This is a genomic window from Rufibacter tibetensis, assembly GCF_001310085.1.
Taxonomy (GTDB): domain Bacteria; phylum Bacteroidota; class Bacteroidia; order Cytophagales; family Hymenobacteraceae; genus Nibribacter; species Nibribacter tibetensis.
The window spans coordinates 740,152-761,862 of record NZ_CP012643.1 but is presented as its reverse complement, the minus strand read 5'-3'; the positions used below and the strand labels follow the sequence as shown (position 1 = coordinate 761,862).

The following is a 21,711-nucleotide window of genomic DNA, read 5'->3' as shown; positions in this document are numbered from 1 at the left end:
CGCGTGTCTGTGATTTACCGCGAAGTTACAGTTTCGGGGCTAACGATTGATATACTACGTCATGAATCCGGGTACGGATGTTGTATTGCAGCAGCTTATCGTTCTCAGAGTCAGGATAGACGCGATTAGAGAGGAAAATGTAAATAATATTATTCTCTGGATCTATCCAGGCGCCGGTGCCCGTGAAGCCAGTATGACCAAAGGTGCTCAAAGGCGCCAAATCTGAGGTAGGCCCGTTGCCTTCCGGATCTGGTTTGTCCCAACCAATTCCACGGCGACTGGTTTTGCTGCCGTTTTCAGAAAACTCCGTTACAACGGGACCTTTAAAATACTGCTGACCGCCGTATTTGCCATTTTGCAGGTCCATTTGCATCAAAATAGCTAAATCATTGGCGTTGGAGAACAATCCGGCGTGACCGGCCTTGCCGCCCAACATTGCGGCGTTGCCGTCATGCACCGTTCCCTGCAGAGGAACGCCTGCCTTAAACTGAGAACCAAGGGCCGTAGGGGCAATCTGCTCTTTCAGGAATTTATCTAGGGGGTTGAAAGTAAGCGTAGCAGCACCCAGAGGGGCGTAGAAGTTTTGCTCCAGGAAATCTGGTAAGGGTTGGTTCAACAGCCGCTCAGAAAGCCGTTTCATGATGTGCAGCCCCAGGTCTGAGTAGCGGTATTCAAATTTGCCAGTGGGCAAACGTTTTCCTACCAATTCAGATTTTACAATCCATTTCCACACTGAGTCTTCCAGTCTTTGGTTGCTATAAACGCCGGGTACTACCATGTTACGGAATGTCTCTGACGGGAGACTATCATAGTAGATGGGGTTCAGTTTGCCGTTCTTCAAGGTTTTAGTCCAGAAAGGGATGTAAGCTACTAACCCAGCCTGGTGCAACAACACATCCCGCACGCTCAGGTTGGCTTTGTTGGAGCCTTTCAGCTCAGGCAAATAGGTCACTAGTTTTTCATCCAGCTTCAGGCGGCCCTGGTCTTTCAGGAACATGACGGCCTGCAGCGTGGCAGCTACCTTGGTAATGGAAGCCAGGTCATATATGGTTTTCTCGGTGACTGGTTGAATGCGGTCATAGGTGTAATACCCGTAAGCTTTGTCCATCACCACTGTGCCGTCTTTCACTACCAATACCTGGCAGCCCGGTGTGGCGGCGTACGCAATGGCTTCTAAGGCGATGTTGTCAATCTGCTTTAAGATGTGGGAGTCCATGCCCACGCTCTCGGGTATTGAATATTTTAAACGACTCAAAGCAGGGGTGGAGATGCCGGCTCCAGCTTTGAATTTGGGAGAGGCAGTAACGGGCAGGCGGCCATTGGCCGGAAGCGCCCCAAACAGCACCTGTGGAATGACTTTACGGGTGACTTCGTTGTCTTCGTAGCCACAGACTAACCAGTCACTGCCTTCAAAGTTCTTGAGGCTGTACGCATTGCCCATCACCACCACCACTACTTTTTTGGTAGGGTCACGCTGCAAAGCCCTGATGAATCCTAAAGCGTTACCAGACAGGTTATAGTTGTTATTGGGGTTGTTGTTTAGGTTGTGCAAAGAAACCACCACCACATTTGTGCCGGCTAGTTCCCTGATAATACTGGCATAAACCGTATCGGGTGCCATTCTGCTGGTGACTGCGAACTTTTTGAAGGGGGCGTATTTGTCTAAGGTTTGGTTAAGTTCGTTTTTCAGGCCTGCCCCTACAGAAACCGAGGCAAATTGGGTCGTATCCAGTGCTCTGAAAGGCAGTAAATCATCTTTGTTGGCCACTACTGTTACCGCCTGCTCATAGAGCTGCTGCTGCAATACCTGGCTCACTGGTCGGCTCAAATCCTGGGAGAGGTTGGCCACATCAATGGGGGCATACTGGTTCAAGCCTGCCCAGTACTTTGCGTGTAGCATTTTGCGTACCCGTACCTCAATTTCGCGCTCACTAATGGTGCTGTCCGCGATTGCCTTTTTAATATTGGTAATGGCTTTAGGCACATCCTCAGAGAACAGCAACACGTCGTTTCCGGCTTTCAGGGCCAGCGCATCTACCTCACCCGGTTTGTGGTAACGGGTCACGCCTTTCATGTTGAGAGCATCGGTAAACACCAATCCCTCATACCGCATCTGGCCTTTTAACAGGTCATTTACCAAATAAGGCGATAAAGTAGCGGCGCGGTTCGCGATGGAATCCAGCTTAGGAACGTGCAGGTGTGCTACCATCACGCCCATTACCCCGGCGTCAAAAGAGCGTTTGAAAGGATATAACTCCACCTCGGTGAGGCGGGCCATGTCATGCGACAACACAGGTAAAGAAAAATGGGAATCAGCATCGGTATCGCCGTGCCCTGGGAAATGTTTGGCTACCGCAATAATGCCGTGGTCCTGTAATCCTTTAATGTACGCGATGCTGCGGGCCGTCACTTGCTCTTTGCTTTCACCGAAGGAACGGTTGCCGATCACCGGGTTTTTAGGGTTGCTGTTCACGTCCACCACCGGGGAGAAATTCACGTGAATGCCCAATCGCTTTAATTTTAACGCGATTTCACGGCCCATAAGGTAGACGTAATGATCATCGGGCAGGGCTCCCAAGGTCATTTGCTTGGCAAAGTGCATGCTGCTGTCCAGGCGCATGTCCAAGCCCCACTCTGCGTCAATGGCTACTAAAAGCGGGACTTTTGAAATGCTTTGGTACTGGTTGGTCAGGTTGGCCTGACGTACCGGTCCGCCCTGCATGAACATGACTCCGCCAATGCCATACTGGGTAATCAGGTTTTCTATTTCGCGTACGTGACTTTGTGTTTTGTTGGAGTAGGCAGCCACCATGAAGAGCTGGCCCAGCCGCTGGTCAGGTGTAAGCGTTTGATACACACTGTCTACCCAGCGTTGCTCCTGAACGGTGACATTGCCCCGGCCCTTAGGGCCAAACCCCGACAATCCCCACCAGACGCCCATCACCACCGTCAGTAGCCACAGGCTATATCGCTTTAGCATTTCGCAACGCGTAATTTAATTTGAATAACTGTTTCATAGGGCTAATTTCGCAGAGGAAAACTAGCCGCGGCTGAGTAGCTCTGCAGCGTTTTACGCCGATTTTGCATAAAACGACTGAAAACGCCTAAGGTTCAGAGCCTTTCCTCTCCAGGGTTCTTTCTAAGGTGATTCTTGTAGCAGTCTGGCGTAAATAACCAGCGTAAAAGAAACCAAAAAGAGAGAACTTGCAGAAGGCGAGGGAAGTTAAGCCGCTGTTTAAGCTCGTAATATTACTCAAAATTTTGCTTTTGCTCCGGAAAAATAGCCAGACCCCATAGTTTCTGGGTTAAAATCACGGTCAAAAAAGCACATTAAATACACTACGCAGGAAAGTTTATATGGCAGTAACCAATTTTTTAATATTTATGGTTTCTTGTGCCCTGCACAAAGGTTCACAACAGTCCACAATCAGTTTTATAGGCAATTTGTGGTCCCTTGCGGGTGAACTTGCGGGTCACAAATGACCAGTAGTTGCGGGTGAAATTGATGCATTTTATGCCCCTTCTGCAGATGGAAACTCCTTAGCCTTGCATGGTTCCAGCACTTGCACTTGACCGAGTTCATTGATTTACGGTTCGGGTTTCTGCAGCTTTAGCTTTGCAAGCTTGCGGAAAACTGAATACAGAGTGCCTTCTTTGGTATCTTTGAACAGGACATACCGGTTGCTGCCTATGAGACCATTTACAACTTTCCCCGAATCCAAGGAACAGAAAAGCCATTTCTGCCTGCGCTCCCTGACGGAACAGAAGGGCGGGCGGGCGTTGAAAGGAGGGACAAGCATATGATCCCTTTCAAGAAGCCCATCATCAGGTTGATCGAAGTGGGAGACGTTTTCGCCCATACGGCTGCCGACGTTTACAGAAAGCCTTTCGGTAATGATGAACCCTCTTTCTTAGGGTCTGACTCAGCATCGGTTGTGGAAAATACACCTTTAGGTATCCCGATCCTCCGGGTAGCGCCTGGTCTTAAGGCCAGGGATACCACTAACCAAAGCAGTGAATCTGTCAACCCGAAAGTAGTGCCGGAAGTGCAGGCATTTCTGGGGGAGAATACGGATATAGTTTTCGTAGTCAGTACCATGAAAGACAGCAATGCAGTACTGGCAGCTCCATTGATCGCCAGACAAGCCAAAGACAGGGGTGTGTTGACCATTAGTGTCGTTCTTCTATCCCCTTCTCTGGAGGATGGTGCCAGCGCGTTTGCTACTGACAAAAACCTCCTTGAAATAAAAAGATGTTCTGATGCCATTCTTGTCCTGTCTTCTGGGGATTCCTTAGAAACTCCGGGGTATAATAAAGGAGGATTTCAGCAGGCAGTGGGATGTATTGTGACCTTAGTTAAAACGATCGTAAACATTCTGGAGATAGGCTCGGAGATCAACGTTGATTTATTTGATGTACGCACGGTGTTAGAGGACGCGGGCATCACTTTAATGGGGACTTCCAGGTCCTCTGGCCCGGGGCGCGCCAGTCGGGTGATAAAGGAGGCAATGGAGTTTCATTGTCATCACAGCAAAAAGGTGTTTGGTGCCAAATGGGTTTTGCTCTCCGTGGTGTCAGGTGAGCAAACTGAATTGGAGATGGAGGAACTGACGGAGATAACAGATTTCATCCAGAGGAAAGCGGGGGAAGAAGCAGAAGTTATTTTCGGGCTTGGAAATGACCCGGCCCTTGAAGACAATATCCAGGTAACCCTGATTGCAAGTGGCTTCCCCGACAGGTAAAAAAACGAAGGGTCGATTTCCTGCCCAAAGGCGACAAAATACTTTCTCACTTATGATGCAGCCTGTATACTGCTAATGGTACTAGAATCATAAACGAAATTTTAACTAAATCAGAACTTTAGGCAACTAAAAGATCACGTTCCTACAGGGCGGTCACATTAAATTGGAAGGATATTCTTTGTTTTAAAAGCCAGTAAACGAGGTGCTTTGTTTCTTCTTTCAAAGCAAATAAATGATTCAATATCTAGGTTTGGTGGAGAAAATGGTAGCCCCTGTGGTGGTTAGTGCCTTTCCTTTTAGCACATTGTTTTTTCCTTTCATCTTAGTTTCCTGCTCCATCTGAAACAAGGCAAATAAAGACGGGATTATTGATTACGGGGTGAAATGAACGGGTGAAAAGTGCTCCTTAATGAGAAAGACGAACATTTGATTTGCGTTGTTTTGATGCCTTTTAGTTACAGTCACCCTGATCCTGTTGATCTTAACAGGAATAATTCATTACACCTGATTAGTGATTCTTTACCCTAGGTGGTAGGTTGTTTCCCATTTTATTTGCCTTGAAACTTGATATTCAAAGATTACTGCAAAACAGTATAGTGATAAAGCATTTATTACCCTTGGTGTTGCTATTTGTTACCTTCCTTACCTCCTGTAAAGAGCCAGGCCTCTCCGGTTTACTTGATGTCTTTTATAAAAGGGAAAAGGTTCTCTACCTGACCACCATGGGACCTGTCTCACCGGAGAAAGTGAAAGATGCGGCCAGGGTGATAGAGAAATTCTATGGATTCAGGGTGAAGAATATTGGAGGAAACAAACTGCCCGAAGAGGCATACTGTTCAGGGCGGAAAAGATATGTTGCCCTGCGCGTCCTTGATCATCTTAAAGGCATGGATCCGGGTGACCTGTTTCACTATAATTACAAGGTGCTGGCATTAACAGAAAAGGACATTGAGACAGAAGATGGAAATGTTCACTGGGGAGTGATGGGCCTGGCATTTTTAGGGGGTGATGAAGGCATTGTGTCCGGTTTCAGGATGAAAGCCAGATTCAGAAAAGTGGTCTTACATGAGGTTGGCCATATGCTGGGAGTTGACCACTGTTCCTTTGAGGTGACCGCCTGTTTTATGAACGACGCGAAGGGCAAAGGGACCATCGTTGACAGAACAAAATTTTACCTCTGCGATGGGTGCAGGGATAATATGAGTTTTTAGTTTTTGGGGCTGCATTGGCCTAAGGCCCAGGCAATATCCCAATCCCTTCCTTCAGAGCCGAGCCCCTGTTCATTAGCGTGGATAAGGCTATTGGCGGGCAGGCTGCTTATCTTTTAGGTTCCGAAAAGACAGATGGCGGCTTTCAAACCGCTGAAGCTGTCACCACCGACCCGGCATTTCCTAATTTGCCTAGATGATTTACAGGTAGTCAAGTCCTGGCTTCCATAAACACGGCCACCTGCTCAGCGAAGACATCATCCGGAATGCGGTGTTCCAGATCATCAACTTCTATTATTCTAACATCTTCCAAGTGTAAATTATTGGTTACAAACTTTAGGTTGTCTTTATAGATGATAACATCGTCCAGTTTACCCAGCACAATGCTGGAATGGCTGGTTTTAGTTTTGGGTATAGCCAAACCGCTAAGGTCAGGGACAGGAGATTTAGTTACAAAAGCCGGATTAAAGAGAAGGGCTGGCTTATTGTATAATAAGGAAAGTAAGTGTGCTGTGTGCCCGCCAAAACTGGATCCAATAATGATATCTGCACTGCTCGCCAGAACGGTTAGTTTTCTAAAGTAGCCAGGATGATCATACACTATGGCAGGAGCTACCACATGACCATAGTCCTCCAGGATAATTTGTTTGGAAGGTGTAAGAGAGCCCTTATAGCCATGTAAGTATAGTATGTTTTTCTTCATAGATGCAGGTCAGGGTAGTTCCACAAACGTACGTGCCTTTTTGGTGATTTCGCCGGCCTGTTGGTATAATTGCTGATAATCATTGTGGTGCAGGTGGTACAAGTATAACTCCTGCGGATAAGGAAAGCGAGCCTCGTTGGCTTTGAGGTAGTTTACAAACCGGTTATAGTTGCCACCCAGCCAGGGTGTAAGGCCCAGTTTACCTACCCGGTGCAAGTTGCAAAAGTGTAGAATTGCCTCAAAGCTGGCGTCCTGCTCGTCGCCGCGGTAGTACTTTGGACGGTAAAGAGGCTTTGCTTTCGGCACTATTTGCTGCAGTTGCCTTTCCTCACCGGGTGAGCAGCGCACCATTAGGGTATCCAGTCTGTCATAATCATCCCAGATGTTCTTTCTCTGCAGGGTGACCGTCCTGTTGCCTGCTTTAAACGAAACAGCCAGGCCTGGTTGCTTTGTTACGCGCCATACACCTGCTGCTTTGCCGTAGCGGCTGTACTCCGAGAAAATGGACGGGTCTAGATAATCCGGATCGGTAGCATTTAGTAGAGACACCTGATGAGGCAAATTAAACATCTTCTCACGCCAACGGGTGCGGCCATAATAGCCTGGGCAGGCAATGTGCAGGTACGTGTCCTTTAGGATAGGCAGGATAGTGCCCATGCTCCAGTTACCATTGATAGGATAGTAGCCGCCTCCTTCATTTAGCCCCTCATTGCTACACACAAATGCGTCAAACCTGATGTCCGCCTCCTTAAAAGCTGCTGTGGCCTGGAGTGCCGTGAGGCCAATGGTAATGACCCTCTTTTCAATATGGAAAATTTGCGGAAAGCAGTAATCCACCAGAACCACGTTGTCGAAGGGCAGTGTGAAATAGGCATCCCTGACTTTTCTTCCGGAGGCATAGTATACCAGGTTGCGGCCGCTCTGCAGGCGTTCCCTGAGCAGAAGTGTCAATGAATGTACGTCGCGCTGAGGTCTTTCGGTAGAGGTTCTTGGCATAGATAAGGGTTATGGTTGGAGTGAAATAGAATTGTTACTTCCGTTCGGGTGATACAAAGTTGCAGTAAAACCCTGAAAAATTGATTTCTCCACAAGCTTGTGGGATCAGCGTGTCTCCACTATTAGTCTTGTTTTCCGGCGGAATTGTAGTCAAGAGTAAACGAATGTTTTCTACTTGCTTCTTTAATCTCCATTGCCGCACTATGACTTGTCTGTACTTTGTCATTTTATCAATAAGGTACTACGGGAGCTATTTAGTTAGCCTAAGCTGATGAGGATGTACAAAGGGGAGGCCATTCATCTTATACCAAAGATCAATACAATCAACGTATGAAGCCTTCATGCCAGTACCTTATATATGATTGCCTGGTATGGATGACACAGGGAAAGACTTTTACAAAGAATAAAATAAAATTCTTGATATTGCTTTGATTATATATTTAAATCCTCTATATTTGCATCATAATTGAATAATATCCGCTAAATGTGCGGAATTCAATTCATGCAAAAGCATTAAGAGTACCTGTAGGTACGGCAACCGGGTTTAAGCTCCATCGGTGCCAAAACAATGCGCGGCTTCTGCCGAAAAAAAGCTTTAGTGTTTCATCACCCAAAGCTTTCCTTTTTTTGATTTCATTGGCTTTTGCAGTCAGGCTCTTTTGTCTTTCTGTTTAGTCCCAGGCAAACCATGTTTAATCCTAAAGCCTCCACTCCAGGCTTTAAAGGATTCGGCGGCCGTGCTCGGCACATCTATGTGCTTTTGGGGAGGTGTCTTAGAGCCTCTTTTTAAAAGACCGGATGTCCAACCGTGAGTTTATGTTCCTGATCCTTATGCCTTTTGCACAAGAATCAGGAAGACGAAAATGTCTTTTTAACCTTTAAACCATATAACTAACTATGAAGAACGTGATTGTAGCAAATTGGAACGGAACAGGTGACATAGAGGTGTTCAGCTCTTTGAAAGGGTTTTTGGAGTATTACCCTCATTATAATGAGTATACCATCACTAATTACCTCTCCAGGAAGAAGGTGCCTTATGTAACAGAAAAGCTGACCCTTACCAGGGTGTCCTTCAACAGAAGAAAAGCACTCTAGCTTTTCACCTATTGACCTGGTACTAATGACTTCTTCTACTATTTCAACCTGTTAAATATCCTGCTTATATGAAAATTCACCTGATCCGTTCCAGTTCCTTCACCAAAGAAAGTTATTCAGAGGTGCTGATGCTTTTGAAGGCCGTGTCCGGACCGCTTAATTTCATATCCTGCCCTGATTCGGGCCATAGGTATGTGTGGAGGAAAGAGGCTGATCTAAGAAAGGAATACCAGGGTAGGGTGAGCCAGTTGGCAGGCTCCTGTAGCTTTGATGAAAGGGAGGAGGAAGGAATCTCTTTGGAATGGCAGGACCTTTTTGACCTGTGTACTATTTACAGAGGAAGTAACAATATTCCGGAGGAGGATTATGTGATTTTCCTTACCCCGATTCCCAATCCAAATTATTGGTTTTGTTCCTTTGCTGATCAATCAAAGGATATCTTCATCCATACAGATGAATGGGGGAACTACCTGCCGTGTAGTTCTGCCTACCCTATTGCGTACCTGATTGTGTCCCAGGTGTTACAAAAATTATTCTATGGCACTGTGGGAAGAAAATTGGAGAGATCTCATGAAGAGCCTAGGGGATGTATGAATGATTTTTGCCGGGAGAAGGCGCAAATTCTTTTTAAGCTGAGGACCGCTGATATCTGCCCTGATTGTATCGATGAAATGATGGGTGCAGGGGTAAGGGGGGATATCATCAACCAGGCAATTGTCCTATTTGAGCTTGCCAGGAAGGAAATGTTGTTCCGCCAGAGATTCAGGCAGCTGCCCAGCCGCATGCACATAACAAGTGCTAATGTGATCCACCTGGTAGACTATCAGAATAAAGTGATAGACCTTTCCCCGCTGGAGAAAACAGTCTACTTCCTGTTGCTTAAGTATCCTGAAGGTATCGTACTGGCAGACAGGGAGCAATACAGGGAAGACATAGCATTAATCTATAGTCGGTTGAATGTATATGCTCCCAAAGGAGAGTCCCTTGATGATTACGATCCTAAATTCGCAGAAAGGGTAAATCTGCTGGCAAACAGGTTTGATAATTCCCTGAATGAAAAGATTTCCAGGATCAAAAAAAGGTTTGAAGATGAATTAGGGAAGGAAACAGCCAGGTATTACTTTATCCAGGGGGAAAGAAATAAGCCCAGGCGGGTTTTACTAGACCGAACCCTCATAACCTGTGAAAGTGATGTGTTTGGAAATGGGATATTCCCACATCAGCCTGCCCGGTAAGTTCAAAAACGGCCTGGTCGTATCTTAATCTGGTAACTATAACATTACATTCTGTCAATTGAAGAGATCTGTTCCCGTAGTTCTTACAGTGCTTCTTGCCTTTTATTTGATAGGTAGGCTCAATGCGTCAAATAGTTTAACAAATAGTACTAAAATAGACAAGTTGGTCGTCGTGAAATCAGAGCGGCGGTTAATGGCCTATTCAGGTGGCAAGCTGGTGAAAACGTACCGAATATCTCTGGGTAAAAAGCCAGTCGGCGATAAACAGTTTGAGGGAGATAACAAAACACCAGAGGGTCTCTATACCATAAACGATAAGAACCCTCACAGCGGATACCACAGGAACCTGGGTGTCTCCTATCCTAATGCCTCTGATAGACGTGAGGCCGCCCGGCTGGGCAAGTCGGTAGGAGGGAGTATCAAGATTCACGGCCTACCCAATAAAGCCCCTTTCCTGGGTAAGCTACACCTTCTTTATGACTGGACAGCCGGTTGTATGGCGGTGACGAATGAGGAAATCGAGGAATTGTATAACTCCGTTGCCATAGGCACCCCTATTGAAATAAAACCTTAACCTATGCTACCGAGATCCATGGCTAAACCGATTCCAAAATTGAAAGTGATCATGCTGCTGGTGCTTGGTATCATAGCAGGGTATCGCCAGTTGGCTGCAGCGTCTGAAAGCTATTCCTTCAGAAAAGTTGAAAGGCTCTTTGATAAGGGGCAATATGAAAAAGTACTGGAAGAAATCAGGTTGCTGGAGAAAGGAAGATTTGGGAAAGAAGGCAGCCTGAAGTATTCCATGCGTAACGAGGTACGGTATTACCATTACAAATTATCAAGCCGGCTTCTTGCAAATAGAACAGGTTCGTTGCAGGAATCAGTAGGATTGTATAAAAGGTTGCTGGTGCTGGACAGCACCAGGCAATTTCTGGTGCAACCGCAATACCTGGAGTTCAGGGAACATATAAGGAAATCCCTGGAGAAAGGCATTGCAGGAAATCAACTAGCCTTCTCCCGGCTGCTGGTGGATGCCCTGGCCCTTCAGGGTGATACAGTTCCGGCCTATTGGAAAGTATATCCAACTAAAGAAGAATTACTGCAGCTTGCAAATAAAGAAGCACTCAGGGGATTTATAAAGAAGTATGATTACGCAGAGGTAGACAGAAATGCTTTGCTGGTAGAAAAACAATCCAATATTGAAAACCAGGCTTGGGCTTTAACCAAGGAGTTAAAATATGATTTCGAGAAAGTACGTGCCATTTATATATGGATTGTGCACAAGATCCACTATGATTATAACTACCGTATTTATGATGGCCTGACAACTTTCAAGGCGAACAAAGGTGTGTGCAGCGGTTTCAGTTACCTTTTTCAGGAAATGTGCTCAAAGGCTGGAATCAAAGCCTTTCGGGTAGTAGGGAAGGCGAACAATAGCCCCATAACAAACCATGCCTGGAATATGGTGGAGGTGGAGGGTTTCCGGTTTTTGATTGAGGCTACCTGGGCATCATGTGTGAAGGAAAAAACAGATTACTACTATTTCATAAGTGAGAAAGAGCTCTCGAGAACACACAAACCAGAGAAAGTGTATTGACCTGCCCTTTTAGAAAGGATTGGATAATAGGTTGGTGGGGACTGTTCACGGCTAGTACCGAGTAAGCTACAGGCGATACGGTAAACACATTCAGCCCACCCGCCCACCGAACCATCTCCTGTTCATGGCATTGATAAAGCCCTGGTCTGTAACCGGAAAACCGGATGCATCACCCAAAACAGCATCCAGGCAGCAGTAAGGGCACTGAACTGTTTTTTCACCCCTGCTGCCTTCCTCCGGAAGCCACCCCTCGGGGAATTCTGTGACGGGAAAAATCTTAGTGCAGCAGAAGCAACCGCAGTGACTGCTCTCCTTTACCTGCTTCAGGTTTCCGAGGCTTCTGCGATGGGCTTCCTTTAAAATTTGATCTGTGTAATCCGCCATATCGGTTTTTGTCCAAGGGATTGAAGAGGCCTTTGCCTGTAGTAGGCCGACAGCTGCTGTCACCAAGCAATGTCTGTGAACGCAAGATCTGGAATTATTCCGGGTTATAACTGGCCTGGCAAGCTTGCGGGTAAACTGGTGGCCAGGCCCGGTGGTTTTCTGTAAAATGGCCTGTACCCCTTTGTCCGGCAAGCGCCGGAGCGCAATGCAGTAGGGTTGATCCGTTGAGTGCCTTTTCAAACACTATATAACACGTATGATAGAACCCTCTGATTTATTAATTCTGGAGAATATTCCCTGTATCACGTCCCGTTCCATTGAGACAGTCATCAGGTTCTTAACCGAGTACCGGAGAGGCTTCCCGAGTGCAAACAGGGGAGTGGTTAGCCTGTTTGCGGCGGCCTATAACCGGTACGGAACCTGTATGGTGCCCTCCCTGGAAGCCATATCAGTGGCGCGTAAAGTAAGTGAACGTATCCTGGCCTTGTCCGGGAAGAACGGGATCAGGATCATCTCCCGCTTTGATGCAGATTACCCAAAGGCGTTCCTTTTGATGGAAGACATGCCTTTGCTGGTTCATGTCAAAGGAAACCTGGAGGTGTTGAACAACCAGGCCATCGCTATCCTGGGGAAAAAGGAACCCTCTGCTTTCACCCAGGAAGAAGGGCCGAAACTGGCGCAGTTGGTCTCCAGGGAAGGCTTCACCATTGTCAGCGGTCTTGCGGCAGGCTGTGATTCTATTGCCCACAGGGCAGCAGTTGAAAGCCATGCTCCAACCATTGCCGTGATGGCCGGTGGCCTGCATGATATCCTGCCTGAGGAAAATAAAAACCTTTCCCGAAGGATCCTGGAAGAGGGGGGATTGCTGCTGAGTGAGTATGCTTACGGGGAGAAGGCCAGAAGAGGCACCTATATTGCCAGGGGACGCCTGCAGACCGCCCTAAGCAGAGGCGTGATCGTCCTGGAGACAGACCTGGCTGGGGGCACCATGGAATCGGTACGGTACGCTGCAAAGCAGAAAAAGAAGTTGGGCTGTCTTTATCCATCATCAGCCGGTAGCGCATGGGGGGAGCAGTTTGCAGGTAACCTTGTCCTGTTGGAACAGAACAAGGCCAGAAGACTGGGCACTGAGGCTGAGATCCACCACTTTGTCAGTTCTTTGAAGGATAGGGGACCTGTGTTATCCGGCTATATAAAAAGTAATAAATTCATCGGGTAATACTATTTGACTCTATTAATTATAAAAATTACTTTGATTATATATATTAAATCACTATATTTGTATTATTATTTAAGTTCTCTGTATTCAAGTACACAGGGAACGATTCTTTCGAAGCATTAAGAGTGCCTTTAGGTACGGCAACCGGGTTTAAGCTCCATCGGTGCCAAAACAATGCGCGGCTTCTGCCGAAAAAAAGCTGTAAGCGGTACATCGCCCAAAGCTTTCCTTTTAAAAGTGCCATGGCTCATCCCGGCAGGCTTTTACAGCCTGTCAGTCTGGGTTCCTGGTCAACTATGTTTAATCGTTAAAGCAAATCAATGGGCGAACTGTCATTACTGAGTAACAACATTGAGCTGGTCCTGCAGCATAGGGAGGAGATCAAGGCTTATGCACCCTATGCCTTCAGCAGACTGACCATAAAGAATCCGCGGAGACTGGGAGGGCAATGGTATGAGCAGAATATGTTCATGGGGGCCTACGTGGAGGTCTGGCATCAATACCTGCAGAAATCACCTGAACCCGCCATCCTTCCCCTGTACATCGGGTCGGGTATGTTTGGCACCATCTATAAGTTTTTGGGGCTTTCCCTGGCAGATAAAACGCTGGTGAAAAATGTCCCGGTTGGGAAATTGCACACTTCCTGCATGCGAAATCCCATGTGGGCATTTATTCAGGCTAACCCCACAAGAGGGTTGGGGGTCTCCTTGTCACAGGTGGTGGAAGAGATAAGGGCCGGTAAACCGTTGGAAGAAAGGGAGAGTTACCGGCTCCTCAACCTAAGGGAGGAATTCTATCGATCTGTGAGTGCCATCTCTGGCATCAGGAGCGAAGGGGAGCATGATCTTGCCTACAGCCTGGAGCAGGGGGTGAATTACCAGTTGATGATACAGGTACATGCCGTCATACTGCTTGAACTGTCAGAGAGGGAGAAACAAGGGTTGGTGTTTGGGGGAAGTGCCGTCGAGCTGAACGATATGGTGACTGAAGCCCGGAAGGACCTTGCCGCAATTGCCATGGAAGCCGGCTTTTCCCACCACCGGGTGATGGATGCACGGACCAATTGGGCCAGGGTCAGGTTCACCAGGCAGATTTCCTCCCTTGATGAGGTCCTGGAGGGGGATTCGATCACCTCAATGTGCGGCATGCTATATGCCATGCGGAAAAGGATCCGCCGGTTGTAACCAGGGCAAATGATCAATCCTGCAAGCTTGCGGAAAATTCCCTGTTTGGAGCGCCTGCCCTACCTTTGTATCATGCTTCAACAGCAGGGTTTGTAAGATGGGTTAACTGGGTTTTTCAGTGTTGCCTTTTAAGATTAAGTACTTCCACGGTCATTGCAAATTCTTTGTGATCAAAGTCCTCAGGATTGGATCGTGCTCCTGGGCTTCGCCTGGCTGGAAGTGTTTCCTATAGAAAAATTCCTATTTATGGCTTTGCCTTCGCAAAGTTGCTTCAGTGGCTTCCTGTCGGCTGCCCAGAAGACCTGTGCCTATTTTTTCATCTAACCTTTAAAAACAATTTATGACCAAAACCAATCCCTTCGATTTCAAAAACACCTTTCTTAACCTGACGCAATATACCGTGCCCTATGGGTACGAGAGCCAACTGGAACCTTATCTGCCCGAAGGTGTGCAGAAAGACGATTTCGGAAACTACTTCATCAGGATTGGTGAGTCAGCCACTCTTTTTACGGCCCACCTGGATACCTGCTCCAGCGAGTATGAGAAAGTGAACCATGTGTTTGAGGGCAACATCATCCGCACAGATGGAAGTACTATCCTGGGCGGCGACAACAAGGCGGGTGTTACCATCCTGCTTTACCTTATCAGCAAGGGTGTGCCAGGCACTTACTACTTTTTTGTAGGGGAGGAGATAGGTTGCCTGGGTAGCCGTGCCGCATTGAGAGCAGATGCTTCGTTTTTTGCCCAGTTTAAACGTGCCGTTGCGTTTGACCGCAGAAAGGTTGGTTCCATCATTACCCATCAGCGAGGCGGGCGTTGCTGCAGCGAGCAGTTTGCCGATGCGCTTTCGCACCAGTTTTCAAACCAAGGCCTAGACTACCAGGCCGATCCATATGGGGTTTTTACCGATACAGCCGTTTTCGTGGATGTGATCCCGGAGTGTACGAACCTGTCTTCGGGGGTGTGGGGCGAACATACCTCCGAAGAATATGTGGATATCCTGTTGCTTGAGGAGATAGCCAGGGCGGCTGAAAGAATTGCATGGGATAGTCTGCCGACACACCGCAGGCTTCCGTCAAACTATAGCCAGGTGGCATAGTTCCTCTTTTCCTTAAACCATTCTTTCACTCTTATTCCCATAGACATGGACACCATTACTTTAACACTTACCCAGGAGCATTCGGAGTTGGTGCAGGAGCTTCTGCTAAAAACCCTGCAGGAGCAGGAGGTGATTATTAATCATAGCGAAAGCACCAGTCATGTCTGCAAAAGAGCCCGGTTTCACAGCGAGTGCACCAGGATTTTGCTTCAGGCGCTTCAGCAGGGGTATACGGCAGTAAAGATGCCTGCGGTGCTCATGAAGCCGGTATTGTCTCAGCTAAAGGGTAAGCTGGAAGACCAGATGAAAATCATGATGGACCTGATGAAGGACGAAAGCCTGGAGCAGGAAAATCGGATACAGGTTTTCATGCGTGGGATCGGGTTGCTTCATGTGATGCGCAGGATGACCTATGAAGCATTGCAAATTGAAAAGGAGGTTGCTTAACCTATGGTGATGATCCTGGTAGATGAGGTGCTCCACACTGTGGGCAGGAGCATATTTTTCAAGACTTACGACACCGTAAAAGACCTGTACGGCATGCACATCAACATGGGAGGTACGTCTTTGGAGCCTGCTTTCCTGCACATTTTTCCTTATCAAAAGGGGAAGTTCGTGGTGGTGGATCAGCTGGAGCAATACTATGGCATTGACCTGAAAGGAAGGCGGGTTGAGCTCCCAACAGAGGAAGAAGAGGCATGGCGTTCTGTCATCATCAAGAGTTCCGTCTGCAATTGTAGGAGAACCAACACCCAAGCAGGTTGCCGATACTGTGGCGGCCAGGGAAGTATCAGGAACAGCTTTGGCATAAAACTGATTTCCTCCCTTTTGTACTGACCATTGGTTTCAACCTGGTCCACTAATTACTACACCTATAGAATAACCTATACCTAATTAAACTGCTTATGCCGCTCCACTACCAGGTAACCTCCAACGGATATCATTTTGGGTTGACGTATCAGGGAGTTGAAGTGCTTCCCTGCATCAACAACAAGCTTTGGCGGATCACGCCGGACCTGATCGGGTTCAGGCAGGACAACTTGTTTGGGATTTACTCCATGCCTGAGAGCAGGGTACTGTACGAGCCAGCCCTGTGTGCGGAGGTTCCATGTTTCCGGCAGGTAAGCGATGGGAAAGGTGCATTGGTAACAAGGCCCCGTTTCATTAGCTCTCATCCCGGTACATTCATGAAAGGCAGGGCTTACCTGGAAACCTGCGATTACCTTTTCTGGCAGCGGAACCGATTGTTTGTGTTATCACCCTCCGGGATTGTAGTGATAACCCGTTCCGGTGAGATAAGGGAGTACAAAGGCAAAAAGCCTGAGGAGGTTGCTTGCCGTATCAGGCAGCGGTGTCTTTTTGAGGAGGAGTATGCTTGTTTGACGAAATCTGAGTTAACTGCATTTGACTACCTGACCGAGGCAGACCGCGAGCTAGAGGAGGAAAACTTTTTAAACGGGCTTTTCCTCCAGGGGATGGAGCAGGATCTTGATAGCTTACTGGGTAGTTCAGTAGTTAACTCGGATGTCCCGGAGCCTGGAGAACCTGCTTACAAGCACTATGACTATGAGGGCATTCCCCCTTTGATCAAAGAAAAGTTAATCGGGCATCTAAGCCGCTTTTTTGACACCTCCTCGAATGAACGATTGGCAAGGCTTCTGATCTATTTGGCCTGGTGCCATGCCAACGGCTTTGTCAGGGAAGATCAGAAGGGTAATCGTACCATTGATCCCTGGTATGCCTCCCTTCCGGCAGATGCTGACTCCGCTGAGTCCCTGGACAGCCTGTACGAGGCCCATCAGCTGCAGCCTTTGCAACACCTGCTCTACGTGTCTGCCATCACAAACAGCTACCTTGACCTGCAAGCCCTCCTGAACTGATCATTCGTCCTAAAGCCACAAGAGAAAAAATGAAGGATATTTTAAATAACAAGATAGCACTAGCCTTGGTTGTTTTGCCCGGCAAAAGCAATGCTGTGCCATGCAGGGTTGAAGGGGATGAGATTGGGATGGTGGCGGAATCGGGCTTTTACTTTCAGGAGCGACATACCATAGGAGTACTAGGTTTGTTTTGAAGTAGTGGTATAAGAGCTTAGTATTCTGTTGTTTAATAATCTGGAGTTTTGACTTCTGAGAGCTTCCCTAGCAGGGAAATGTCTCTACCCTTAACATCATTTGTCTTGAGATACCTGAGAAAATTATTGCTGGTTGTTTCCGTTTCCCTGTTTCTCCTGTTCCTGTTTGGCAAAGAGATGGGCAAAGCGTTAAGCGTTCATTTCAGTGAGATGAATGACAGGCGGGAAAAAGGAAGTTTGACTTCTATGGACAGGCTCCAATGCAAAGTGATGTACAACAGTATGATTTGCCTGGGGTGGCTATTTTACCCTGAAGCAGCTGAGGTGCTTCACCATTACCTGTATGGAAAAGGGACTGATCTGTACCTGGAGCCAGGTTATGTGAGAAACTCCCCGGTTGTGCAACATGCCCTGGGCAGCATGAAAACGGGAGATGTAAAAGCAGTTTCCTTCCGGCAGAACAAAGACTGGCGGCTTTCCTACGCGGTAAACGGTTTTACCCTGGAAAAGAGGCAGGGGAGTGTTTTACTGTCCCAGGTAATCATCTTCTCCAAAGACAGCAGGATCGTTACGGACCTCAACTTCTTTCTTTTCAAAGTGCGCATCCCCGATGGACTGGTACATGTGCTGGAGCCATCCCCCTTTGTTGTGTACTGCCACTGGCAACTGTAGTCATATCGTTTGGATTTGGAAATACCTCGCTAACCCTTCACCCCGTGTGCAGGGGGCTGAAAGGCACGTCTGGACTCACTTGGGGTAAGCCCCCTTGGTACCGGTTTTCATTTACGCCCTCTGTTTTATTTGATTTTTATAAACGTCACTAAATTATATCTATATGCAAATACACAATTTAATTATCCTGGACGAAAGTGGTTCCATGAATTCAATCAAAAAGGAAACCATCAGCGGTTTCAATGAACTGGTGCAAACCCTGAAAGGAATGAAAGAAAGGTTCCCCGAGCAGGAGCATTTCATTTCGCTGTTTACCTTTAACGGGGAAGGCATAAAGCCCAGGTTGTATAAATTACCTGTGAAGGGACTAAAGGAGATTGATGGAAAGATCTACCGGCCCCATGCCCAAACTCCCCTGTTTGATGCTATTGGTACCAGTGTTACAAAACTCAGGGATGACTTAGGGGATCTGGCCGATACGAATGTATTGGTCACGATCCTAACCGATGGAAGGGAGAATGCTTCTCGGGAGTATACGGGGACCCAGGTGAAGCGCCTGATAGATGAGCAGAAGCAGAAAGGCTGGACCTTCACCTATATCGGGGCCAACCATGATGTGGAGCATGTCGCCACCTCTATTTCAATCACTAACTCTATCACCTTCAAAGCAACCTCAGAGGGTACGGCAGAGATATTCTCAAAGGAGAGAACCTCGCGTATGGAGTATCTAAGGAAGCTCAATGAAAATGAGGACATAAGCAGCGGGTATTATGATGAGAGCGACCAGGGTCAATAAGGGGATGTTTTAAACTTAAGGGAAAGGCCATATTGCACCAAAGCAATATGGCCTTTCTCCTGTAGGATTGCAGGTCGGGGCTGCAGGAAACCTTTACGCGGAAGTGGTAAAGTGAAATTTCAATGTAATTGTAATTATTACTTTGTTCGTTTGCATGGTAGCGGTTCCTTTAGGAGTTCCACTCATTTGTTTCCTGTGCCTTGGTGAGGCGGTGCCGTGAATTCCCTTCCGGTCTCCCATTACCCTTTTGTTGCCATGACATTGATTTGACAAGAAACAAAGGCAGGTCATGCCTGCCTTTGTGAAGATATGTTCTGAGTACCCTGGCGGTTTAGCTCCTGTTTTCATATAAGGAACATGACAGTACCATAAAGGAGTTTGAGTCCTTTATATCTACCTGATCTCTTTAAAGAACTGTATCAAAGCTCCGGGGAATTGTCCTTCCATCATCCACTTTGCTTCAAATGAATTAACCGCGTTGACTCTGATCGTGAATGGTTGTGTTCCCCGGGGAGTGATTCTTGCTTCGTAGGTTTTCATAGATTACTGTTTTATTGAAATGGACTTATATATCTTATGCAGGTGCCAGGCTATCAGGAGTAGCCTTGGTAGGTCAAAATAAGACCACATTAGTTTGATCTTACTGGAGGCCGGGCAAATACTGTTTAAAAGAAGTAGTTTCCTATTTACTCTCCTCATCATAGTAGTTCTGCTGGGCATCTTCATTGTCGTCCAGTTTTTTAAGCCATGACAAGCGGGAAGATCTTTCCTTTTCGAACATTTTTTTTGTTCCCTTTACGGTTGATTCAAAGACCATCGTGTTGGTGATAGAGATGGAGGAGGCCGTTTTCACCACATCATGGTTGGCCCCGATATAGGTAAAGGTCCAGCCCAGCTTTTTCTGCTCTTCAATAATCCTTCTGACCTGTTCGCCTGAGAACTCTTTCGATGCATTTTCCTCCCCGTCGGTCAGGATGGTCACCAGTACGTTATGCTCTCTTTTCTCATCCAGCTCATACTTAAGTTTTATGACACTTTGGCCAATGGCATCTAGCAGAGGGGTAAGGGAGTTGGGTTGGTAGATTCGTTCGTCTATTTGCTCCAGGTCCGCTACCGGTTGCCTGGACAGTTTTGTGTTTATGCCCAAGCCATTAAATGTGGTAAGGGAGATAAAGTGTTCCTGGTCCGGGTAGAGTTCTGTGGAGCCCTTGATTGTCTGGACCAATTCATTGAAACCACTGATGGTTGCCTGTTTAATGGACTCCATAGAGCCGCTTTCGTCTAATATGATCAGGTTGTGTATTTGTTTCTTATTCATAAAGATCAGTTTAAATGGTTTGTAAGGGGTTGCGCAATCTATAGGAAGGTGTTTGTGCTACAACTGCAAAGGATGAAGTTCAGGTGTGATCTTATGATTCCACTACCTCGAAAGCATGGGGTAGGGCAGCAGGGGCAGGTTTGTCCTCCAGCAGGTTAATGTCGGCGACCGCCGCCCCTGCGATGCCCTTCACGGAGCCATACATCCCGCAGATATTAAGCAGGGATTTGTCAAGCTGCTTTTCGCGTTCTTTCCAGAGTTTTTCCATTTGGGCCCTCTCCCTGGTGATTCCACCCTTTAGGCTGGAGATACCTTCGGCAACAGCCGCAAACTGGTTGCTGAACTCATTGCTGGTCAGGTAGTCATACAACAGTTGCATCTTGGTCCCTTTGTTTTCCTGGCTTGCCGTAGCCGCCGAAATCTTCATCAGGCAATCCCTGAGTACATAGATCAGGGGCATGAGCTCATGGTACGTGCAAACCCATACACCCTCATATTGACCAGATCTTTGCATGCCCTTTGGAAGCACCTCTGTTACCAATACCATAATGTCCGCTTTGACTGCCCGCGCATCTGCTTTCAGTTTTTCAATCCAATCATTGCCAAAGGTTTTAGTGCGTTTGCACTCATAGATGATAGTGCCATACGTTTCACCGTATTGGCCCTTGACGGTCTGGATGGAATCGGCACCCCTCACGCCCTTGCCTACTTCCTCCACCACATCAAAAGGAAACGCAGTTTTCAAACTCTCCTCCAGCGCTAACTCCTGCACCTCGCCCTGGAGCTGGACGGAACCCTGCTCGCTCTTGCGTTTCACTTCTTCCAGCATGCGCTTCATGTCCTCCAGCTGCTTGTCCTTTTCACGAATTTTCATTTCGTTGCGCTCGCTCTCCGTCTTTCTTATTTTCTCTTCCAGTTCATTGCTCATGGAAGCGATGCGGCGCTCAGTTTCCAACTCCAGTTCGCGTTCCTTTTCTTCAAGGCTGCGTTGTTTCTTCAGCAACTGAAGCTCATTTTGCTGCTGGGCTTTTAGTTTCTGCTCCATTTCGGCTTTCTCCTCCATAAGCTGTTCTAAGGTGCCATTGAATTTGGTGCTCAGCTCTTTTTGTAGCTCGTCCTTAACCTTCTTCCGCTCAAGCGCTACCTGCTGTTTTATGAGCTCGTCCTGCTGCAGGCGCATTCTTTCCAGTTGATCTTTTTCCTGCTGCAGGGCAAGACGTTGCTCCTCACCCTTCTGATGCAGCTGGCTTACCTGTTCAGCGAATTCAGCTTTCAGCTTTTGCTCTATCTTGAGAGCGATGGCCTCTTCGGGGTGAAATTCATGCGTGCATTTTGGGCAGGAGATGGTAGTAGCGTTTTTCATAGATAGAAGGATAGTTGGTGGATGAC

Annotated in this window: 21 protein-coding genes and 2 riboswitches; of the genes, 14 read left to right on the top strand and 7 right to left on the bottom strand. The window is 47.3% G+C overall.

Annotation, left to right across the window (positions count from 1 at the left end; genetic code table 11):
• Positions 1-25: 25 nt before the first annotated feature.
• Complete coding sequence (locus tag DC20_RS02855) at positions 26-2,980, bottom strand: glycoside hydrolase family 3 N-terminal domain-containing protein (protein ID WP_062542448.1); 2,955 nt, start codon at positions 2,978-2,980, stop codon at positions 26-28.
• An 820-nt stretch (positions 2,981-3,800) separates the two neighbouring features.
• Here DC20_RS02855 and DC20_RS02845 point away from each other — a divergent pair.
• Both DC20_RS02845 and DC20_RS02840 read left to right on the top strand, forming a co-directional pair.
• Positions 3,801-4,742: an FtsZ/tubulin family protein gene (locus DC20_RS02845; RefSeq protein ID WP_062542446.1), complete on the top strand. Its 942-nt coding sequence runs from the start codon at positions 3,801-3,803 to the stop codon at positions 4,740-4,742.
• Positions 4,743-5,299: 557 nt separating this feature from the next.
• Entirely contained in the window at positions 5,300-5,953 is a 654-nt protein-coding gene (locus tag DC20_RS02840) for an archaemetzincin (RefSeq protein WP_157593028.1), read from the top strand.
• A gap of 208 nt (positions 5,954-6,161) precedes the next feature.
• Here the strand turns inward: DC20_RS02840 and DC20_RS02835 are convergent, their stop codons facing one another.
• Together DC20_RS02835 and DC20_RS02830 are read right to left on the bottom strand one after the other, a co-directional pair.
• Entirely contained in the window at positions 6,162-6,653 is a 492-nt protein-coding gene (locus DC20_RS02835; protein WP_062542444.1) for a YqiA/YcfP family alpha/beta fold hydrolase, read from the bottom strand.
• A gap of 9 nt (positions 6,654-6,662) precedes the next feature.
• The gene (locus DC20_RS02830; RefSeq protein WP_062542443.1) at positions 6,663-7,649 is read right to left on the bottom strand and encodes a hypothetical protein; all 987 of its coding nucleotides are present in this window, start codon (positions 7,647-7,649) and stop codon (positions 6,663-6,665) included.
• 505 nt (positions 7,650-8,154) lie between these two features.
• Positions 8,155-8,250, top strand: a riboswitch (SAM-I-IV-variant riboswitch).
• A 296-nt stretch (positions 8,251-8,546) separates the two neighbouring features.
• Between DC20_RS02830 and DC20_RS02825 the strand changes: the two genes are divergently transcribed.
• From DC20_RS02825 to DC20_RS02810, 4 genes are all read left to right on the top strand, one after another.
• Positions 8,547-8,744: a hypothetical protein gene (locus DC20_RS02825; RefSeq protein WP_062542442.1), complete on the top strand. Its 198-nt coding sequence runs from the start codon at positions 8,547-8,549 to the stop codon at positions 8,742-8,744.
• A gap of 68 nt (positions 8,745-8,812) precedes the next feature.
• A complete protein-coding gene (locus DC20_RS02820) occupies positions 8,813-9,979 on the top strand; it encodes a hypothetical protein (protein ID WP_062542441.1) in 1,167 nt (388 codons plus the stop codon).
• A 172-nt stretch (positions 9,980-10,151) separates the two neighbouring features.
• Positions 10,152-10,553, top strand: coding sequence for a L,D-transpeptidase family protein (locus DC20_RS02815; protein ID WP_245652344.1), 402 nt, complete (start codon positions 10,152-10,154; stop codon positions 10,551-10,553).
• Between the two features lie 18 nt (positions 10,554-10,571).
• Positions 10,572-11,576 (top strand): transglutaminase domain-containing protein, encoded by a 1,005-nt coding sequence (locus DC20_RS02810; protein ID WP_062542439.1) that lies wholly within the window; start codon positions 10,572-10,574, stop codon positions 11,574-11,576.
• Positions 11,577-11,666: 90 nt separating this feature from the next.
• On the opposite strand, the gene DC20_RS22765 is transcribed toward DC20_RS02810, so the two are convergent.
• Positions 11,667-11,960 (bottom strand): hypothetical protein, encoded by a 294-nt coding sequence (locus tag DC20_RS22765; protein WP_071885542.1) that lies wholly within the window; start codon positions 11,958-11,960, stop codon positions 11,667-11,669.
• A 256-nt stretch (positions 11,961-12,216) separates the two neighbouring features.
• On the opposite strand from DC20_RS22765, the gene DC20_RS02800 reads away from it, so the two are divergent.
• The 8 genes from DC20_RS02800 (at position 12,217) to DC20_RS02765 (ending at position 19,004) form a co-directional block, all read left to right on the top strand.
• A complete protein-coding gene (locus tag DC20_RS02800) occupies positions 12,217-13,179 on the top strand; it encodes a DNA-processing protein DprA (RefSeq protein WP_062542437.1) in 963 nt (320 codons plus the stop codon).
• A 111-nt stretch (positions 13,180-13,290) separates the two neighbouring features.
• Positions 13,291-13,386: riboswitch (SAM-I-IV-variant riboswitch) on the top strand.
• A 113-nt stretch (positions 13,387-13,499) separates the two neighbouring features.
• Complete coding sequence (locus tag DC20_RS02795) at positions 13,500-14,363, top strand: hypothetical protein (RefSeq protein WP_062542436.1); 864 nt, start codon at positions 13,500-13,502, stop codon at positions 14,361-14,363.
• Positions 14,364-14,703: 340 nt separating this feature from the next.
• Entirely contained in the window at positions 14,704-15,462 is a 759-nt protein-coding gene (locus tag DC20_RS02790) for a hypothetical protein (protein WP_062542435.1), read from the top strand.
• 45 nt (positions 15,463-15,507) lie between these two features.
• On the top strand, positions 15,508-15,909 hold the full coding sequence (locus DC20_RS02785; protein ID WP_062542434.1) for a hypothetical protein: 402 nt from the start codon (positions 15,508-15,510) through the stop codon (positions 15,907-15,909).
• Positions 15,910-15,912: 3 nt separating this feature from the next.
• The gene (locus DC20_RS02780) at positions 15,913-16,299 is read left to right on the top strand and encodes a hypothetical protein (protein WP_062542433.1); all 387 of its coding nucleotides are present in this window, start codon (positions 15,913-15,915) and stop codon (positions 16,297-16,299) included.
• Positions 16,300-16,367: 68 nt separating this feature from the next.
• Positions 16,368-17,342, top strand: coding sequence for a hypothetical protein (locus DC20_RS02775; RefSeq protein ID WP_062542432.1), 975 nt, complete (start codon positions 16,368-16,370; stop codon positions 17,340-17,342).
• A 299-nt stretch (positions 17,343-17,641) separates the two neighbouring features.
• Positions 17,642-18,208, top strand: coding sequence for a hypothetical protein (locus tag DC20_RS02770; RefSeq protein ID WP_157593025.1), 567 nt, complete (start codon positions 17,642-17,644; stop codon positions 18,206-18,208).
• Between the two features lie 163 nt (positions 18,209-18,371).
• Complete coding sequence (locus DC20_RS02765; protein WP_062542430.1) at positions 18,372-19,004, top strand: vWA domain-containing protein; 633 nt, start codon at positions 18,372-18,374, stop codon at positions 19,002-19,004.
• 393 nt (positions 19,005-19,397) lie between these two features.
• On the opposite strand, the gene DC20_RS22760 is transcribed toward DC20_RS02765, so the two are convergent.
• From DC20_RS22760 to DC20_RS02755, 3 genes are all read right to left on the bottom strand, one after another.
• On the bottom strand, positions 19,398-19,544 hold the full coding sequence (locus DC20_RS22760) for a hypothetical protein (RefSeq protein WP_157593023.1): 147 nt from the start codon (positions 19,542-19,544) through the stop codon (positions 19,398-19,400).
• A gap of 142 nt (positions 19,545-19,686) precedes the next feature.
• Positions 19,687-20,322 carry a vWA domain-containing protein gene (locus DC20_RS02760; protein ID WP_062542429.1) on the bottom strand — a complete coding sequence of 212 codons (636 nt, stop codon included), beginning with the start codon at positions 20,320-20,322 and terminating at the stop codon, positions 19,687-19,689.
• 91 nt (positions 20,323-20,413) lie between these two features.
• Positions 20,414-21,685, bottom strand: coding sequence for a DUF2130 domain-containing protein (locus tag DC20_RS02755; RefSeq protein ID WP_062542428.1), 1,272 nt, complete (start codon positions 21,683-21,685; stop codon positions 20,414-20,416).
• Positions 21,686-21,711: the final 26 nt, after the last annotated feature.

Coding starts and splice junctions, on each gene's coding strand:
- DC20_RS02855 (WP_062542448.1), bottom strand. CDS start 2,980: ATGCTAAAGCGATATAGCCTGTGGCTACTGACGGTGGTGATGGGCGTC.
- DC20_RS02845 (WP_062542446.1), top strand. CDS start 3,801: ATGATCCCTTTCAAGAAGCCCATCATCAGGTTGATCGAAGTGGGAGAC.
- DC20_RS02835 (WP_062542444.1), bottom strand. CDS start 6,653: ATGAAGAAAAACATACTATACTTACATGGCTATAAGGGCTCTCTTACA.
- DC20_RS02830 (WP_062542443.1), bottom strand. CDS start 7,649: ATGCCAAGAACCTCTACCGAAAGACCTCAGCGCGACGTACATTCATTG.
- DC20_RS02825 (WP_062542442.1), top strand. CDS start 8,547: ATGAAGAACGTGATTGTAGCAAATTGGAACGGAACAGGTGACATAGAG.
- DC20_RS02820 (WP_062542441.1), top strand. CDS start 8,813: ATGAAAATTCACCTGATCCGTTCCAGTTCCTTCACCAAAGAAAGTTAT.
- DC20_RS02810 (WP_062542439.1), top strand. CDS start 10,572: ATGGCTAAACCGATTCCAAAATTGAAAGTGATCATGCTGCTGGTGCTT.
- DC20_RS22765 (WP_071885542.1), bottom strand. CDS start 11,960: ATGGCGGATTACACAGATCAAATTTTAAAGGAAGCCCATCGCAGAAGC.
- DC20_RS02800 (WP_062542437.1), top strand. CDS start 12,217: ATGATAGAACCCTCTGATTTATTAATTCTGGAGAATATTCCCTGTATC.
- DC20_RS02795 (WP_062542436.1), top strand. CDS start 13,500: ATGGGCGAACTGTCATTACTGAGTAACAACATTGAGCTGGTCCTGCAG.
- DC20_RS02790 (WP_062542435.1), top strand. CDS start 14,704: ATGACCAAAACCAATCCCTTCGATTTCAAAAACACCTTTCTTAACCTG.
- DC20_RS02785 (WP_062542434.1), top strand. CDS start 15,508: ATGGACACCATTACTTTAACACTTACCCAGGAGCATTCGGAGTTGGTG.
- DC20_RS02780 (WP_062542433.1), top strand. CDS start 15,913: ATGGTGATGATCCTGGTAGATGAGGTGCTCCACACTGTGGGCAGGAGC.
- DC20_RS02775 (WP_062542432.1), top strand. CDS start 16,368: ATGCCGCTCCACTACCAGGTAACCTCCAACGGATATCATTTTGGGTTG.
- DC20_RS02765 (WP_062542430.1), top strand. CDS start 18,372: ATGCAAATACACAATTTAATTATCCTGGACGAAAGTGGTTCCATGAAT.
- DC20_RS22760 (WP_157593023.1), bottom strand. CDS start 19,544: ATGAAAACCTACGAAGCAAGAATCACTCCCCGGGGAACACAACCATTC.
- DC20_RS02760 (WP_062542429.1), bottom strand. CDS start 20,322: ATGAATAAGAAACAAATACACAACCTGATCATATTAGACGAAAGCGGC.
- DC20_RS02755 (WP_062542428.1), bottom strand. CDS start 21,685: ATGAAAAACGCTACTACCATCTCCTGCCCAAAATGCACGCATGAATTT.